This window comes from Chryseobacterium oleae, assembly GCF_900115055.1.
Classification (GTDB): domain Bacteria; phylum Bacteroidota; class Bacteroidia; order Flavobacteriales; family Weeksellaceae; genus Chryseobacterium; species Chryseobacterium oleae.
Window position 1 is genome coordinate 1 of the sequence record NZ_FOVD01000005.1, and the last position, 16,108, is coordinate 16,108.

Sequence of the window (16,108 nt, forward strand, 5' to 3'; positions counted from 1 at the left end):
CCTATAAAAACAAAAACCAAAGCAAAAAGAAATTTGCTCTGGTTTAATTATTTATTTTTGTCCTTTAATATGTATCGCTATTTCAGGACTAGTCATATTTCTTATTTCTTTTTTCTCTGCTGCTCCTGAATCTTCTGTTGATCCTGAGCTTTCTCCATCATCTCTCTCATTTTCTTCTGGAACTTACCTTCAGATTTTGGCTTTTCTTTATTCGCCTGGATCTGTGCATGGATTTTCTTTTCATCCAGTATCACGTATTTAATAACCAGGATAATTAAAATGTTAATCGCATTCGATACAAAATAATACCAGGAAAGACCTGAAGCTGATGTGTTCAGGAAGAACAGGAATGTAATCGGGAAGATATACATCAATACTTTCATGTTTGGCATTCCCTCCTGTTGAGGCTGCTGCATATTTCCTGAAGTCATTACGGTATAGATTAAGATTACGATCGTACACGCTAATGCAAAAACACTTAAATGATCTCCTAAGAAAGGAATCTTAAATGGTAACTTAATCAAATCATCATAAGCTGTCAAATCTTTTGCAAACCAGAACCCCTGTCCTCTAAGGTCAATAAAGTTCGGGAAGAAACGGAACAAGGCATAGAAGATCGGGATCTGTACCAATGCCGGAAGACATCCCGCCATCTGATTCACGCCCGCCTTTCGGTAGATTTCCATGGTAGCCTGCTGCTTCTTCATTGGATCTGCATCTTTTAGCTTAGCATTTACCTCGTCAATCTCCGGACGAATTACTTTCATCATCGCACTTAGCTTATGCTGCTTATACATGATTGGTGATAAGATCAGCTTGACGATAATCGTCATCAAGAAGATCACCCAACCTGCTGTAAGTCCCCAACCTGCAATAAGGTTGTACATTGGCATAAAGAACCCACGGTTCATCCATCCGATAAACGACCATCCTAATGGTAAAATTTCGTCAAAGTTTTTGTCGTAAGATTTTAACAGAGGTAAATCAAGTGGCATAAAGTACCACGTAAAGTCCTGATTAAGTTCACTTCCGGTCATCTGTACGAATCCTTCAAAATTAAGTTTCTTCAGATACTCACCTTCTTCGATAGCTTCCTGATTTCCTTTACTCTGTGTGAAACCGTTTTTAGCTTCGATTACAGAAGAGAAAAACTGCTGTTTTACACCGATCCAGTTAAGGGTTTCTTTTTCTTCACTCATTTCCGTTCTGCCATCATAATCATAATCTTTATAATTATTGAAAGCGTACGAGAATTCGGAGTGAGACTGCTCCTGAGCCCTACCCTTTTCTAAGTTTCTTACACTGTAATCCCAGATAAAGTCTGCTTTGTTATCAGAAGTAACAGCCGCAAGACCTTTTGTTCTTACTTTAAAATCTAATGTATATTTTGGAAGTAATGTATAGATAAACTGAATAACCGCACCATTAAGATCTGCCGTCATCGTTACAGCATTCCCATTAACAGCTGGTGTAAAAACTAAGTCTTTAGTATTGATTACTTTTCCGGTTTTATCTTTAAACTGAAAACCGTAGTTGGAGTTCTTTTTATCAATCAGATAAAGCGGAAGATCTGCCTTATCCGTTTTATGATCATATGCTTTGTACTCCGAAAGCTGTACTTTAGAAACCTGTCCTCCTAAGCTTGAGAATTCCACATTCAGTTCTTTGTTCTTCAAACTGGCTGTCTGAATGGCACTAGGAGTTACATTTGGATTGATATTATTGGCCTGAGTCTGTTTTACCGCATTTTTTACCTGCTCGATTTTCTGCTCCTGAGCTTTTACCTGCTCTTCTTTCGACTGCTTGTTCTGGAAATAGAACATGAATCCGAAAAGAACCAGACATAAAACCGCAAAACTGATCATCTGACTTTTATCGATTCCCTTGTTTTCTTGCATTTTATTTTATATTAAAATTTTAAATTTAACCCAAGTATCACAATATGCTACTTTTTGAGCTGACAAAAATACTGTTTTTTTATCAAAACTCTATGCATTACCATGTTACTATATAATAAACTCAAGCTGAGAATAATCAGCCTGAGTTTATGATAAGACGTTTATGGTATAGTATTACCTTATTTCTTTTCGCAAGCCTTCACAAAAGCTCTGAACAGAGGATGCGGCGTTGCTACTGTACTTTTGTATTCAGGGTGATACTGTACCCCTACATAGAACGGATGATCTGGCATTTCAAGAGCCTCTACCAATCCTGTTTCAGGGTTTGTTCCTGTTGCAAGGAAACCATTCTTTTCAAATTCCTGAAGATAATCACTGTTGAATTCATAACGGTGACGGTGTCTTTCAGAAATATTTTTAGCTCCGTAGATATCATACAGCTTAGACGCATTTTTTAGTGAACATTTCCATGCTCCAAGACGCATTGTACCTCCTTTGTCTACTACATTCTTCTGTTCTTCCATAATAGAAATTACAGGATCCGGTGTAGAAGTATCAAATTCCATAGAGTTGGCTTTTGAATGACCTAGAACGTTTCTTGCAAATTCAATGGTCATGATCTGCATTCCCAGACAAATTCCCAACATCGGAACTTTATTTTCTCTTGCATACTGAGCCGTAAGTACTTTTCCTTCAATTCCTCTATCGCCAAAACCTGGAGCGATAAGGATTCCGTCTACACCACCTAAGGTCTCTTTAATATTTTCAGCGGTGATATCTCCACTGTATACCCATCTTACTTTTACCTCAGTTTCAAGACTTGCACCGGCATGTTTGAAAGCTTCAGCAATAGAAATATAAGAATCCTGCAGAGAAATATATTTTCCTACTAAGGCAATTTCTACAGTTCTTTTAGGGTTTTTGAATTTTTTAAGGAAAGTTTTCCAGTCTTTCAGATCAGCTTCTTTATCATTTTTCAGATCCAGCTCTTTTAAAACTACATCATCAAAATTCTGTTTCTGAAGGTACATCGGAACTTCATAGATCGTTTCAAGATCTTTACATTCAATAACATTATCCAGAGAAACATTACAGAACTGAGCTAATTTTGCTCTCTGATCTTTTGGAATATTGTGTTCCGTTCTGCAAACCAAAACATCTGCCATGATTCCGCTTTCCATCAACTGACGAACGGAATGCTGAGAAGGTTTTGTTTTTAATTCGCCGCTTGAAGCCAGATAAGGCAACAGCGTAAGGTGAATCACCATAGAATTTTTCTCACCAAGTTCCCATTTCAGCTGACGTACAGTTTCAATGTATGGAAGAGATTCAATGTCTCCTACAGTTCCTCCGATCTCAGTAATGATGATATCGTAGTTCTGCTTGGAAAGCATTTTGATTCTTCTTTTAATCTCGTTGGTGATATGAGGAATTACCTGAACTGTTTTCCCTAAGAAGTCTCCTTTTCTTTCTTTTTCGATAACCGTTTGGTAGATTTTCCCTGTCGTAACGTTGTTGTTTTGGGATGTAGGAGCATCAAGATAACGCTCATAGTGGCCTAAATCCAGATCCGTTTCTGCGCCATCTTCGGTTACATAGCATTCTCCGTGTTCATATGGATTCAGTGTTCCCGGGTCGATGTTGATATAAGGATCCAGTTTTTGGATCGTTACGTTAAAACCGCGTGATTTTAACAAAAGTCCCAGAGAAGCAGAGACGATTCCTTTTCCCAAAGATGAAGTTACACCTCCTGTCACAAAGATGTACTTTGTATTCTTTTTACTCATTAGATTAGGTTTGTGCAAAGTTATGGGAAAAAGAAACACAAAGCAATTTTTTAAATTTTGAAAATGGAAAAACCCTGCTCTATGAATTATAAATTCTGCTTAAAAATTTTATTCTATATTTGATAAACACAATGACAAAAAGCGATAACCATCATGATTTCGGTATATAAATTAAAACCAAAATTCCAACAGCTCCTCACCCCGGTTTTATTATTCCTGCACAGGAAAAATATGACAGCCAACCAGATTACGGTAAGTTCCATAGTACTGTCGGTGATTATTGGCATATTATTCTGGAATGCAGATCTGTCGAAATGGTTCTTTTTAAGCCTCCCCATCGGATTGCTTATAAGAATGGCTTTGAATGCTCTGGATGGAATGATGGCACGAAAGTTCAACCAGACCAGCAGATTGGGTGAAGTGTTAAACGAAGTGGGTGACGTTGTTTCCGATGTGATCATCTTTTTTCCTTTGCTTAAATTCCAGCCGGAAAGCATATATCTGATTGTTATATTTATTCTATTAAGTATCATCAATGAATTTGCCGGTCTCATAGGAAAAGTGGTTGGAAAAGAACGCCGCTACGATGGTCCGATGGGTAAAAGTGACCGCGCCTTAATCTTAGGAGTGTACGGACTGGCTGTATTTTTTGGAGCAGATATTTCAGGTATTTCAAAATATATTCTTGGCCTTATCATTGTTTTGCTGACGGTCAGCACGTATATCAGATTAAAGAAATCACTGCATGAAGCCTGAAGAAAATAAATTTGCAGACGTTCCTTTAAGGGTAAAAACATGGGTCTACATTATCATCGTTTTTGCACTGGGAATCTCACATCCTCTCGCTATGAAGCTTTTTGTTTCATGGATCAGTTTTCAGTGTTTCTTTGAATTTTTAAGACTGTTCAAGATCAATTCAAACCGAATTATTCCTTCAGTATTTGTTGGAACCGTACAGTTTTTTCTGTTGTATTTTTTCACCATTGACAACTATTTTATTTACAGTGCAGTTTTCTCCATTATCGTTTTGCTGTATTTTCTTCTTTTAAAAACAGCCTCGAAACAATTTTACGGCGTCTTCATCGCTTTATTGATCTGTCTGTTTGCTTTTCCACATTTATCATTCATCAGAGAAACCTCTTCCGGATTAAATTCAATTATATTCGTGGTCGTTGTGACTGAGCTTAATGATGTTTTTCAGTACCTGATGGGTAAGTTCTTCGGAAAGCATAAAATCACTCCCACAATAAGTCCGAATAAAACTTTGGAAGGCTTTATTGGCGGTGTTTTTCTTACGGTGGTATTGAGTAATATCTTAGGATTTTTCTTACTGAAGACAGATATTTTCGTTAATGCAGTTATAGGAGTAATCCTTGGTGTTTTTGGATTTTTCGGGGATGTGCTGATGTCTTATTTAAAAAGAAAAGCAGAAATAAAAGATACGGGAACCCTGCTTCCCGGACACGGCGGTCTCCTTGACCGGATGGACAGTTTGATCTTCAATGCTCCTATTTTCTTCTGGATCCTTTCTCTTCTCGTAAAAAATTAAAATCATGAGTGAAAAATTTAAAAGAGCTGTTCTATTTTCAGGAGGCGGAACCAGACTCATGATTTATCTCGGAATATATGCTGCCCTGGAAGAAATGGATATGAGGCCTGATGTATTGATCGCTTCGTGTGGAGGAGCCTTTGCCGCAACGGTGATCAATGCTTTTCCTGATACTATTTCCCGAAAGGAATATTTAAAGTCAGAAGAATATTTCAGGTTTGTATCCAGTACGGTTTTGACAAAGCATAAGAAATTGTCACAGATAGGGCTTTTCTCATTAAAAAAAATGCTGGACAAAAGAAGTGCGCCTTACCTTGAAGATGTTTTCAGCAGATATCTGGTTGAAATGCCTCAAGATCTGACAGAAGTTTTTCCCTCCTTGAAAAATGTTCAGTTTTCAAAAGAAATCCCAACCGTTATCATCGGTTCAGAAATTCTTTTTGATCCAAAAGAAGCAGGACGGGAAAGAAGCGGAAGGAAACTTTATCGGAAAATTATTTTGACGGATCCAAAGACGGCAGAAAAAATAAATCCTGAACAGATCATCATTCCATCTGAAAATATGATGAACAGTGCTGTAGAAAAAATTCCAATGATAAAAACTGATTTTTCTCTACTCGAAAGTACCCGAATTTCCGTTTCCGATATGTTTTATGTAGAACCGGTTTTTCTTCACGGGAAATATTTCGCTGGCGGAGCGATTGATCTTATTCCTGCCGAACTGGCTCACCACCTTGCCGAAGAAATCATTATGGAAAAAAAGCAGGCATATAATTCTGTTGAAGAAGCTTTTGTCCGGGCTGTACTTGGTTTCAGTGGTAACGAAAGACTTTCAGAGATTGAACAGATTTCAGCAGATTTCCAGATTGACACAACAGGAATCAAACAGGATTTGAAAGGACATTATTTAAAAAAAGGAATCAATTGGGGGAAGTTTGAAATTGATTTTTCTTTCCCGAATACCTATGAGCAATTTGTAGAAGACATGGAAATGCAGTGGCAGTATGGTTTTGATCAGACCATGAAATCAATTCGCGGGTAATTTTTATGATGATATATATTTTGGCTAAAGCCGAATGCTATGATTTCCGTTTTCAGTAAACGGGCTAAAGCCCGTTTCTATTGAATATCAAAACTCTTTGATTTTTCCAAAAACTCACGTGAACTTCTATCCTCAAACCTTTACACTTAAAATCACTAAAGTGTTTAAAAACTTTTGTCCCTTTTGTGGTTGATAAAAATCCAACTTTCAGTTTTAAAATCTATTTTTACATAAAATTCAAATCACACCCCTCTCATGACTATTTTTATCGCAGGCGGAACTTCCGGTATCGGTTATGCTCTTGCCCGGCATTATCTTGAAAAAGGATACCAGGTGGGAATCTGCGGACGAAATCCGGGAAAGGTTCCTCACAACACCTTTGAAAATCTGAAAATACTTCAGGCTGACGTTTGTGATATGGATTCAATTGCTGCTGCTGTCCGTTCTTTACAAACTGATGGAAAACCACTTGATATTTTCATCAATTGTGCGGGAAGTTATGCCGAAGATGTAGCCGGAAAGATATCCTATGAAGAAGCTGAAGAAATGCTGCAGACCAATATTCTGGGAACAGCCAACTGCTTTGAAGTTGCCAGAAAAGCAATGAAAGGACAGAAAAAAGGCAGCATCGCTGTTATTGCTTCGGTTTCAGGAATATTAGATTATGAAAATTCCAGTCTTTACACCAAAACAAAACGGTCGGTGATCCAGATTTCGGATGCTTACCGTCGGGCACTAAAACCGTTCGGGATTTCTGTAACGGCCATCGCTCCCGGATATGTAGACACTGAAAAACTCAGACAGCTCAATCATAATGATCTTCATAAAAAACCTTTTCTTACCGATGAAGAAACGGCTGTCAACATTATTTCCAAAGCGATTGAAAACCGGGAAAAACTGGTAATTTTCCCCACAAAAATGAAATGGATGATGAAATCGTTATCCTTACTTCCTTCTTTTTTATTAAATATGATCATGTTCAGGAAAGCCCAATGGATGAAAGACAACCGACCTTAAAACAGCAAATCTTTGCTTTTGCTCTCTGTGCGATTGTATTCACGACGGTTTACAATTTTGCTGCATGGTATACGTCAAGAGCTGAAAAAGTTCCGTCTTTTGTGTTTGATTTTGAAAAATACATTCCGTTTCTGTCGTGGAGCATTATTCCCTATATGACCAGCGGTATTTTTTTTTGTTCGGTATTCTTTTTCTGCCGGGATAAGGAACAGCTTGCGGTTTTGACCAAAAGAATGCTTTTCACCACTGTTGCAGCAGGTATGTGTTTCATCGTATTTCCGTTACAATTTTCTTTACCGAAACCAATGACAGACGGCTCTGTTCTGGACTACTCTTTTCAGTTTTTAAAACTATTTGATTCGCCATTTAACCAGTCGCCTTCGCTTCATATTGCGTATGCTTTTATTTTCTGGACCGTTTTCAGAAACTTTACAAAATTCCGGATCTTTTTAATGCTATGGCTTATTGTGCTTGGAATTTCTACATTGACAACTTATCAGCATCATTTCATCGATATTCTCTCTGGAACGGTTCTAGCGCATATCAGTTTTATGGTGTTCCCTTACCGGAAAAATGATTTTCAGTACAGAAACTTTCAGGTAGCGAATTTCTATGTCCTATTCGGATGGATTTTGATTTTTGCATCAATTCTCATGGATCAGTTTTTCGGGCATTTGTGGCTGATTGTATTATGGCCGGCTGTGATGGCCATCATCATCGGATATCAGTATCAAAAGAACAATATTCATTTTTTAAAAGACAAAAACGGAAATATTTCATGGTGGAAAAAGATCTTTTATACACCTTATCTGATGGTATACTGGATGTTCTGGAAATTTTTAAGAAAAAATAAAAACCCGTTGGAAATTGCGCCCCGAATTTATATTTCATCAAGGCCCTGTCGTCAAGATCTGCATTATTTTGAGATCAGCAGAAATACTTTGGTCTATGATCTTTCAGCAGAAATGGAGGAAATATCTGACTTAAAAAATAAATCTTCCTATCATTCAATTCCTTTTCTGGATATCGGAACTTTAGATATTGATCAAACCAAAAAACTGGTTACAGAAATCACAGAAAAATATAAAATACTTCCGGCGGATGGAAAAATTTTCATTCATTGTACGATGGGCTTTACAAGAAGCTCTGTCATAGGTATTTTAGTAATGAAAAATATTCTATCTTTACCCATAGATGAAGCGGTAAACATCATGACAGGCATTCACAAAAATGCAGTAATTCATCCTTATCTCAAGGATTTTTTGAAAAAAATTTAAACTATGAACAGCGGACATTTTAAGAGTTTTGACGGCAGCAGTATGTTCTACCGCGAGTGGAATTATCAGCCTCAACAGAAAAGCATCATCATTATTCACCGTGGTCATGAGCATTCGGAAAGACTGAATGATATCGCCCAGTCGCCCCAGTTTTCGAAGTACAGTATTTTCGCTTTTGATCTCCGTGGACACGGGCATACAGAGACCAAGACCTCTTCTGTTTTCATGGATTACGTAAGGGATCTTGATTCTTTTTCCAAATTTCTGGGATCAAAATATGAGGTGAACATTTCAGATATTTTTGTTTTAGCCAACAGCATCGGAGGTGTTGTGGCTTCAGCATGGGCTCACGATTTCGCTCCGGATATCGCAGGCATGGCACTTCTGGCACCTGCTTTTAAAATTAATCTTATCGTTCCATTAGCCAACGAAATGATCACGCTGGGAACCAAGCTTAAAAAAGGACTGATTATTAAAAGCTATGTAAAATCCAAAATGCTGACCCACGATCCGGAACAGCAAAAAGCTTATGATACAGATCCTCTGATCACAAGATCTATCGACGCTGAACTTCTTATCGACCTTGCCAAAGCAGGAAAACGTCTGGTAGAAGATGCCGAAGCCATCGATACACCCGCCCTGATTCTGGCTGCAGAAAAGGACCATGTGGTTTTTAATAAAGAACAGAAAACGTTTTACGATAAGCTTGATACGGATTTAAAGAAATATGAAGTTCTATCAGGCTTTTTCCATGGAATCCTGTTTGACACCGGAAAAGAGAAAGTCTACGATAAAATTGCCGATTTTGCAGAAAAATGTTTCAACAGAACGCATAAAACAGCTTCTCTTCATCCTGACCGTTTTTCAATAAAAGAATATGAAAATCTTCAGAATAATGTCGGGAACAATCTGAATTTTAAATTTCAGAAGTTCTCCCTTAATAATATCGGGAAAATAAGCAACGGAATGGCTATCGGCCTGAAACACGGCTTTGATTCCGGAGCTTCGTTACATTATGTCTATCAGAACCAGCCGAAAGGAAAATTAGGTTTTGGGAAAATGATGGATAAAAATTACTTGAATGCCATCGGCTGGAAAGGGATCCGTATCCGTAAAGAACATCTGATTCAGCTTATGGAACAGAATATTCAAAGTCTTAAAAAGGAAGGCCGAAAGATTACAATTCTTGATATTGCTGGCGGAACAGGAAATTATTTATTCGATATTAAAGAAAAATATCCTGAAGCAGAGATCGTTATCAATGAATTCGTGAAGGCTAATATTGAGATCGGAGAACAGGTGATTAAAGACAAAAATTATCAGAATATCCGTTTTACCAACTTTGATTGCTTTGATCCTGAAACCTATAAAAAGCTCAACTTTGAACCGAATATCACCATTATTTCAGGAATCCTGGAATTGTTTGGTGATAATGAAATGGCAGCTAAAGCGATAAAAGGAGCCGCTTCCGTTTCCGAAAACAATTCTTTTGTTGTTTATACCGGACAGCCGTGGCATCCGCAACTGAAAATGATCGCTTATGTTTTGAATAATCATCAGAATAAAGACTGGGTCATGAGAAGGCGTTCGCAGAAGGAGCTGGACAGAGTCATGAAGCACAGCGGGGTTCGTAAAGAAAACATGCTGATTGATGATTACGGTATTTTCACCGTTTCTTCAGGGAGAATTAATTCTTAAACTAAAAAATAATCTCGCGCAAATTTAGCTGATCAAGCAGATTTAACGCAAACATCTGTTCTATCTGCCCAATCTGCGAGAGCTCAATTCTAATAAAAAAAGGTTTTTCAATCACTTGAAAAACCTTTTTTATCAAAATTATCTATACAATTATTGTTTTACCAGTTCAAAATATAGGCTTACGTCTACATCTTTAGCTACACCTGCACCGGTTGGATCATATTTAATTCCGTAGTCTAAACGGTTAACTGTGAATTTTGCCTGGAAGCCCATTACTTCTTTTCCCTGCTGATTTTTAGTCACTCCACCGAATGTTACCGGAATACTCACATCCTTTACTGTTTCCTTAATTTTCAGAGCACCTTTCAGAATGTAGGTATTATTTTTATCCTTAGTGATAGATTTGCTGTGAAAGCTCATCGCCGGATATTTTTCGGCATCAAAAAAGTCTGCGCTTTTAAGGTGTTTGTCTCTCATATCCGTTCCGGTATTGATTGAATTCACATCTACCTCGAATGCAAAAACCGCATTATCTAAATTGGCCGCGTTGGCTGTTACTTTCCCTTCAAATTTATCAAATCTACCTTGTACAAAGTTGATTCCCATATGCTTGATATTGAAATTCACTGAAGAATGCATCGGGTCTACCGCCCATTCTGTCTGTGCAAAACTTAAAACGCTTAACAGCGTGAATACGAAAGATAAAAGTACTTTTTTCATTATAACTTATTTTTAGTTGAGTAAGTAAAGGTAGGATATATGACTCATTCTCATCTTGATGTATGTTAGTTTTTAATTTTAGCTCTGATTATTTTAGAATAAATTAAATCAAAAAGACAGATTAAAAGAAAAACACCTATTGAATTTACGTACAACAGTAAATTCGTAAGATGAACATCCGATGCCTCCGCAAAATAGGCAAAAGGACTAGTTCCTGATAACAGGAGCATCAACAGATAAAGGACTTCAAATAAAACGGCGATTTTCCATATTGTATCATAGCTCTTTCTGAATAATAATACCGTTACCCAGGCAATCACAGTAATGATTAAAGATGCCACGATAATAGAAGCCGAAAGCATTCCAAACTGAACGCCAGACTGCGTAAAGAATCTGCCAGTCCAATCTGCCAGCTGAGCATTGAGAAGACTCATCACAATAAATACGACCAGGCTTCTCACCAGAATATTTTTCATGCCCGAAAATTAATTAAAATTCTGAAAGGAGATTCATTTTTTTTAACTTCGCAGTATGGCAAAACTGAAAACAGCATATTTCTGTCAAAACTGCGGAACCCAATACTCCCAATGGATGGGGCAATGCAAAAACTGCGGAGAATGGAACACCCTTGTGGAGGAAGTCGTTGAGAAAACCTCATCCAAAACCCCACCTTTTTCAAAATCAAAACAGCATGTCATCAACATTATTGAAGTGGTGACCAGCGAAGAACCGAGAATAAAAACGCCTTCCGAAGAACTGAACCGTGTTCTGGGAGGCGGTATTGTACTGGGTTCAGTAACGTTAATCGGTGGAGAGCCAGGAATCGGAAAATCTACCCTTTTGCTTCAGCTGGCTTTAAAGATGAAGAAAAAAGTGTTCTATGTATCCGGTGAGGAAAGTGCTTCGCAGATCAAGATGAGAGCAGACAGATTGACGGATGTTCAAAACCCGAACTGTTTTCTTTTTACGGAAACATCGCTGGAAAAAATCCTTCACGAAGCCAAAAAACTGGAACCGGATTTCATGATCATCGATTCCATTCAGACTTTACAATCTCAGTTAATTGAAAGCTCGCCGGGAACGGTTTCCCAGATCAGAGAATGTTCCAATGAGATCATCAAATATGCAAAAGAAAATAATACCCCGGTTTTCCTGGTAGGCCATATCACGAAAGACGGCCAGATTGCCGGACCCAAGGTGCTGGAACATATGGTAGACGTGGTTTTAAATTTTGATGGCGACAGAAATCATCTTTTCAGGCTTCTCAGAGCCAATAAAAACCGTTTCGGGTCTACTTCCGAGATCGGAATTTATGAAATGGTTTCACAAGGTTTAAAGGAAATCAGAAACCCTTCTGAGATCCTGATCACCAAGAAATTCGAAGAACTTTCCGGAAACTCAGTGGCGGTAACTTTAGAAGGAAACCGACCGATGCTTTTGGAAATACAGGCTTTGGTAAGTACCGCGGTTTATGGAACTCCGCAAAGAAGTTCTACCGGATTTGATGCCAAAAGACTGAATATGCTGCTGGCTGTTCTGGAAAAACGGGCAGGTTTTCAGTTGGGTGCGAAAGATGTCTTTTTAAATATTACGGGAGGAATTAAAACGGATGATCCTGCACTGGATCTTGCCGTGGTGGCTTCTATCCTGTCTTCCAATGAAGATATTGCGATTTCCGAGCATTTCTGTTTTGCAGGAGAGATCGGCCTGAGCGGAGAGATCCGTCCTATCGCGCAGGTGGAACAGAGAATTACAGAAGCTGAGAAATTGGGCTACGAAAAAATATTTGTCTCCAACCTCAACAAGATTCCGAAAAGAAAATTTGGAATTAAAATCGAGGAAGTGAGCAAAATTGAGGATTTCCACGAACGGATATTTTAAAAACCATTCCACATGCAGCTTGAAAATATCCAAAAGTTTGTTCTTGTCCTGCTCTACGGAGGTCTGACGCTGCTTTCATTTACGGTACTGATCAATCCGATGAGGGTCAACAGGAAAGCGAACTTGTTTTTCGGGCTGTTTCTGCTTTTGTGGTCCAGCTACTGGATTTTGAATGTTTTACAGTTTTGCGGATTACCTCCGGGACCTTTGCTGACATCTTCAGTCTATTCAATACAGATATTCACGCCAGTTCTCCTGTTTTTCAGTGTTGTGTTTTTCATCAATCCCAATTACCGTTTCAAAACGAGGGATCTGGTCTGTCTTATTGTTCCCGTGATCTATTGGATTTTATTGTTCAACTCTGATAAACATCCGGTGATTTACAATGCGGTTCTGCTGATTGATGTGGCACATAATCTTCCATATATCGCGCTTATTTATTTTAAAATCAGGAGACATCAGAAGAGGATTGAAACCATTTCTTCCAATACCGAAAATATGGACCTTCAGTGGCTCATAAAACTGAGTTTCCTCCTTTTTGTCACCATCATTATTACGGTGGGTTACGAGCTGTTTAATGCTTTTGTGTATAAAATGCATCAGCACCTGGTGATGGATCTTTTGTTTTTATTCATTGTTTACAGTACTTTATATTATGTATTGAGACAGAAAGAGATTTATCCTGTGAATAAAAAACAGCGTGATGAATTGTTATCTATCGAACTGGAAAGTGAGGAAGAAGAAACGGAAAGAAAAAAACTGATTCCCGATGATGAACTTGAAAGTTTAAAACTCAGGTTAAATGCTTTAATGGAAACCGAAAAACCCTATCTCGACGGGGATCTGAATTTACTTAAACTGTCGGATCTGCTTCAGATCAATGCGCATCAGCTGTCTTATCTTCTGAACAACGGTTTTCATGAAAACTTCTTTTATTTTGTGAATAAATACAGAATTGAACATGCCAAGAAAATGCTCACGGATGATTCGTACAAAAAATTATCTATGGTAGGCATCGCCTTTGAATCCGGCTTTAATTCCAAAACGGCTTTCAATACGATTTTCAAAAAAATGACGGATATGACGCCTTCCGAGTTCAAAAAAGAACAGGCTGGCTGATTGAATACTAAAAAATTTCAGGCGCTCTGTTGAAAGTCTAATCAGGATTCATTATTTTCACTAAAGAATTTAAATGAATGAAAAAAAGTATCCATGAATACTATGATCACCTGGCCGAAACCTACGAAGAGAACCGTTTTGGAAACTCTTACGGAAAGTATATTGACCGGCAGGAAAAATCATTTTTAAATTCTTTTTTCAGTGATAAAAGCTATGCTAAGGTTCTGGATCTCGGATGCGGCACGGGCAGGCTTCTTGAGTATGCAACACACGGAGTAGATTTCAGTGAAAAAATGTTGAGCATTGCTTCCAAAAAACATCCGGGAAAAATAACTGCTGTCGGCGAAATTTCAAAAATTCCTTTTGATACATCTTTCGATTGTATTTTTTGCTTTCATGTCATTATGCATCAGACCAAAGAGGAAACGGAAAATTTTCTCCATGAATGTTTTAGGAAATTAAATAACCGCGGCGTTTTGATTTTTGATTATCCTACAAAAGCCAGACGGAAAACGATCTCACCTCAGGAAGACTGGCATGCGGGGAATAACTTTATTCCGGCTGAAATTTCACTTTTAACCCAAACTCAATGGAAGATCAGGAACACGACAGGTATTTTACTGTTTCCTGTTCACAGACTTCCGAAAGGCTTACGGATTTTTTTTCTGCCCTTAGATATTCTGCTTTGCCATACTTTCCTGAAAAAATGGGCATCCTATCACATTGTAGTACTGGAAAAGAAATGAGACGGATCTTAAAAAAACTCCTACCCGATCCCGTAAAACTGCACATCAGACTGTGGCAGCGGTATTTTGATGAGCGGAAAGCCAATCACCGTTATCCAACGGAATATGCGGCTGAAAGTATTGGTGAACATATTTTTGAGCTCAGACAGGTGATCAAAAAGGGAGCATTTAATGATAATAAAATTCACAATTTAAAAGTAGTCCGTGAGAAGATCCATAACCTGGTGATTCAGCCCGGTGAGGTATTTTCTTTCTGGAAATTAATCGGAAAACCTACGCAAAAGAACCATTTCAAAGAAGGTCGGAATCTCATTAAAAATAACATTTCAAGCGGATCGGGCGGCGGAATCTGCCAGTTTTCATCCATCCTGTATTATGCTGCATTGCAAGCCGGCCTGACGATTGTTGAAAGATACCCCCATTCTATAGATATTTATAAAGAAAATGAACGTTTCACTCCGTTAGGCTCTGACTGTACGGTGGTGTATGGCTATAAAGATCTGCAGATTCTGAACAGCTTTTCTTATCCTGTGCAATTTCAAAGTTTTGTCAGTAATGATGAGCTTCATCTTAGTCTGGTTTCTCCGGAAAAAATTACTTTAAACCAAATTGAATTTAAGTATACGGAAACGGAAAAAGGAGTTTGGGTGGAGACCTTTGCAGATGGAGGTTTTTTGGGTAAAAATTTTTATATTCGTTTATGAATTATTTAGCCCATTCTTTTCTTACTTTTTCGGACGGACAGATCGTAGGACAGTTTCTTGAAGATTTTATCCGGAACAAGGACCGTTATTCTTTTCCGAAAGATATTCAGGATGGTATTACGCTGCACAGAGCTGTGGATACTTTTACAGATTCTCACCCGGCTATTCATGAGGCTAAAAAAGTATTTGCCCCTTTGGTAAGGCTCTATGCCGGTGCTTTTGTAGATGTTGCTATGGATTATTTTGTGGCCACTGATCTTTCCCTGCATTCTTTAGCTGAGTGGAAGGCTCATTCCTTAAGAGTCTACAGAGTCCTTAACGAACATGAAGAATGGCTTCCTGAAAACTTTAAATTAATGCTGGCTAAAATGGAGCAGGATGACTGGCTGTACAACTACCGCGAAGACTGGGGCATTAAATTCAGCATGCGGAACGTTATGAATAAAGCTAAATATCTGGAACCGGACATTGCTGTTTACGAAGCATTTTTAAACAATAAACCTTTTCTGCAGGAATGTTATAATGACTTTTTCCCTGATCTTCTTGCTCACGCCAAAGGGGTCAATGCACTGATCCAGCTCGAAAATAAATAAAAAAGCACTCACAGGGAACGTAAGTGCTTTTAACAATTTGTGTTGTTAGAATCAATATCTCATTTTCGAATATCCTT

At 38.1% G+C, this 16,108-nt stretch carries 15 protein-coding genes; 11 read left to right on the forward strand and 4 right to left on the reverse strand.

The annotated features are described in order from the left end of the window. Positions 1-101: 101 nt before the first annotated feature. Positions 102-1,898 carry a membrane protein insertase YidC gene (gene yidC, locus BM143_RS15645; RefSeq protein ID WP_034723568.1) on the reverse strand — a complete coding sequence of 599 codons (1,797 nt, stop codon included), beginning with the start codon at positions 1,896-1,898 and terminating at the stop codon, positions 102-104. Between the two features lie 179 nt (positions 1,899-2,077). Further along, the gene (locus BM143_RS15650) at positions 2,078-3,685 is read right to left on the reverse strand and encodes a CTP synthase (protein ID WP_034723566.1); all 1,608 of its coding nucleotides are present in this window, start codon (positions 3,683-3,685) and stop codon (positions 2,078-2,080) included. 153 nt (positions 3,686-3,838) lie between these two features. Between BM143_RS15650 and BM143_RS15655 the strand changes: the two genes are divergently transcribed. The 6 genes from BM143_RS15655 (at position 3,839) to BM143_RS15680 (ending at position 10,268) form a co-directional block, all read left to right on the forward strand. Then, positions 3,839-4,441: a CDP-alcohol phosphatidyltransferase family protein gene (locus BM143_RS15655; RefSeq protein ID WP_090025421.1), complete on the forward strand. Its 603-nt coding sequence runs from the start codon at positions 3,839-3,841 to the stop codon at positions 4,439-4,441. Continuing rightward, positions 4,431-5,234: a phosphatidate cytidylyltransferase gene (locus BM143_RS15660; RefSeq protein WP_090025423.1), complete on the forward strand. Its 804-nt coding sequence runs from the start codon at positions 4,431-4,433 to the stop codon at positions 5,232-5,234. The genes BM143_RS15655 and BM143_RS15660 overlap by 11 nt, the downstream gene beginning before the upstream one ends. A 4-nt stretch (positions 5,235-5,238) precedes the next feature. Continuing rightward, complete coding sequence (locus BM143_RS15665; RefSeq protein WP_090025424.1) at positions 5,239-6,276, forward strand: patatin-like phospholipase family protein; 1,038 nt, start codon at positions 5,239-5,241, stop codon at positions 6,274-6,276. Positions 6,277-6,531: 255 nt separating this feature from the next. Continuing rightward, positions 6,532-7,293, forward strand: coding sequence for an SDR family NAD(P)-dependent oxidoreductase (locus BM143_RS15670; RefSeq protein ID WP_090025426.1), 762 nt, complete (start codon positions 6,532-6,534; stop codon positions 7,291-7,293). Beyond that, entirely contained in the window at positions 7,200-8,570 is a 1,371-nt protein-coding gene (locus BM143_RS15675; protein ID WP_139222056.1) for a phosphatase PAP2 family protein, read from the forward strand. Before BM143_RS15670 ends, BM143_RS15675 begins: the two co-directional genes overlap by 94 nt. Before the next feature lie 3 nt (positions 8,571-8,573). After that, positions 8,574-10,268: a bifunctional alpha/beta hydrolase/class I SAM-dependent methyltransferase gene (locus BM143_RS15680; RefSeq protein WP_090025430.1), complete on the forward strand. Its 1,695-nt coding sequence runs from the start codon at positions 8,574-8,576 to the stop codon at positions 10,266-10,268. Between the two features lie 150 nt (positions 10,269-10,418). On the opposite strand, the gene BM143_RS15685 is transcribed toward BM143_RS15680, so the two are convergent. Continuing rightward, positions 10,419-10,988 (reverse strand): YceI family protein, encoded by a 570-nt coding sequence (locus BM143_RS15685; protein ID WP_047452435.1) that lies wholly within the window; start codon positions 10,986-10,988, stop codon positions 10,419-10,421. 65 nt (positions 10,989-11,053) lie between these two features. After that, positions 11,054-11,464 (reverse strand): hypothetical protein, encoded by a 411-nt coding sequence (locus tag BM143_RS15690; protein ID WP_090025431.1) that lies wholly within the window; start codon positions 11,462-11,464, stop codon positions 11,054-11,056. A gap of 55 nt (positions 11,465-11,519) precedes the next feature. On the opposite strand from BM143_RS15690, the gene radA reads away from it, so the two are divergent. The 5 genes from radA to BM143_RS15715 all read left to right on the forward strand — a co-directional run bounded on the left by radA (position 11,520) and on the right by BM143_RS15715 (position 16,031). Next, positions 11,520-12,869, forward strand: coding sequence for a DNA repair protein RadA (radA, locus tag BM143_RS15695; protein WP_072921532.1), 1,350 nt, complete (start codon positions 11,520-11,522; stop codon positions 12,867-12,869). 12 nt (positions 12,870-12,881) lie between these two features. Continuing rightward, positions 12,882-13,988, forward strand: a complete 1,107-nt coding sequence (locus BM143_RS15700) for a helix-turn-helix domain-containing protein (RefSeq protein WP_090025433.1) — start codon at positions 12,882-12,884, stop codon at positions 13,986-13,988. A gap of 77 nt (positions 13,989-14,065) precedes the next feature. Further along, entirely contained in the window at positions 14,066-14,734 is a 669-nt protein-coding gene (locus BM143_RS15705) for a class I SAM-dependent DNA methyltransferase (RefSeq protein ID WP_090025434.1), read from the forward strand. Further along, a complete protein-coding gene (locus BM143_RS15710) occupies positions 14,731-15,438 on the forward strand; it encodes a VanW family protein (RefSeq protein WP_167375299.1) in 708 nt (235 codons plus the stop codon). Before BM143_RS15705 ends, BM143_RS15710 begins: the two co-directional genes overlap by 4 nt. Beyond that, on the forward strand, positions 15,435-16,031 hold the full coding sequence (locus tag BM143_RS15715; protein ID WP_090025437.1) for an acyl carrier protein phosphodiesterase: 597 nt from the start codon (positions 15,435-15,437) through the stop codon (positions 16,029-16,031). The genes BM143_RS15710 and BM143_RS15715 overlap by 4 nt, the downstream gene beginning before the upstream one ends. Positions 16,032-16,108 lie beyond the last annotated feature (77 nt).

Coding starts and splice junctions, on each gene's coding strand:
- BM143_RS15705 (WP_090025434.1), top strand. CDS start 14,066: ATGAAAAAAAGTATCCATGAATACTATGATCACCTGGCCGAAACCTAC.
- BM143_RS15650 (WP_034723566.1), bottom strand. CDS start 3,685: ATGAGTAAAAAGAATACAAAGTACATCTTTGTGACAGGAGGTGTAACT.
- BM143_RS15715 (WP_090025437.1), top strand. CDS start 15,435: ATGAATTATTTAGCCCATTCTTTTCTTACTTTTTCGGACGGACAGATC.
- yidC (WP_034723568.1), bottom strand. CDS start 1,898: ATGCAAGAAAACAAGGGAATCGATAAAAGTCAGATGATCAGTTTTGCG.
- BM143_RS15680 (WP_090025430.1), top strand. CDS start 8,574: ATGAACAGCGGACATTTTAAGAGTTTTGACGGCAGCAGTATGTTCTAC.
- BM143_RS15660 (WP_090025423.1), top strand. CDS start 4,431: ATGAAGCCTGAAGAAAATAAATTTGCAGACGTTCCTTTAAGGGTAAAA.
- BM143_RS15700 (WP_090025433.1), top strand. CDS start 12,882: ATGCAGCTTGAAAATATCCAAAAGTTTGTTCTTGTCCTGCTCTACGGA.
- BM143_RS15690 (WP_090025431.1), bottom strand. CDS start 11,464: ATGAAAAATATTCTGGTGAGAAGCCTGGTCGTATTTATTGTGATGAGT.
- BM143_RS15675 (WP_139222056.1), top strand. CDS start 7,200: ATGGATGATGAAATCGTTATCCTTACTTCCTTCTTTTTTATTAAATAT.
- BM143_RS15710 (WP_167375299.1), top strand. CDS start 14,731: ATGAGACGGATCTTAAAAAAACTCCTACCCGATCCCGTAAAACTGCAC.
- BM143_RS15655 (WP_090025421.1), top strand. CDS start 3,839: ATGATTTCGGTATATAAATTAAAACCAAAATTCCAACAGCTCCTCACC.
- BM143_RS15685 (WP_047452435.1), bottom strand. CDS start 10,988: ATGAAAAAAGTACTTTTATCTTTCGTATTCACGCTGTTAAGCGTTTTA.
- BM143_RS15670 (WP_090025426.1), top strand. CDS start 6,532: ATGACTATTTTTATCGCAGGCGGAACTTCCGGTATCGGTTATGCTCTT.
- radA (WP_072921532.1), top strand. CDS start 11,520: ATGGCAAAACTGAAAACAGCATATTTCTGTCAAAACTGCGGAACCCAA.
- BM143_RS15665 (WP_090025424.1), top strand. CDS start 5,239: ATGAGTGAAAAATTTAAAAGAGCTGTTCTATTTTCAGGAGGCGGAACC.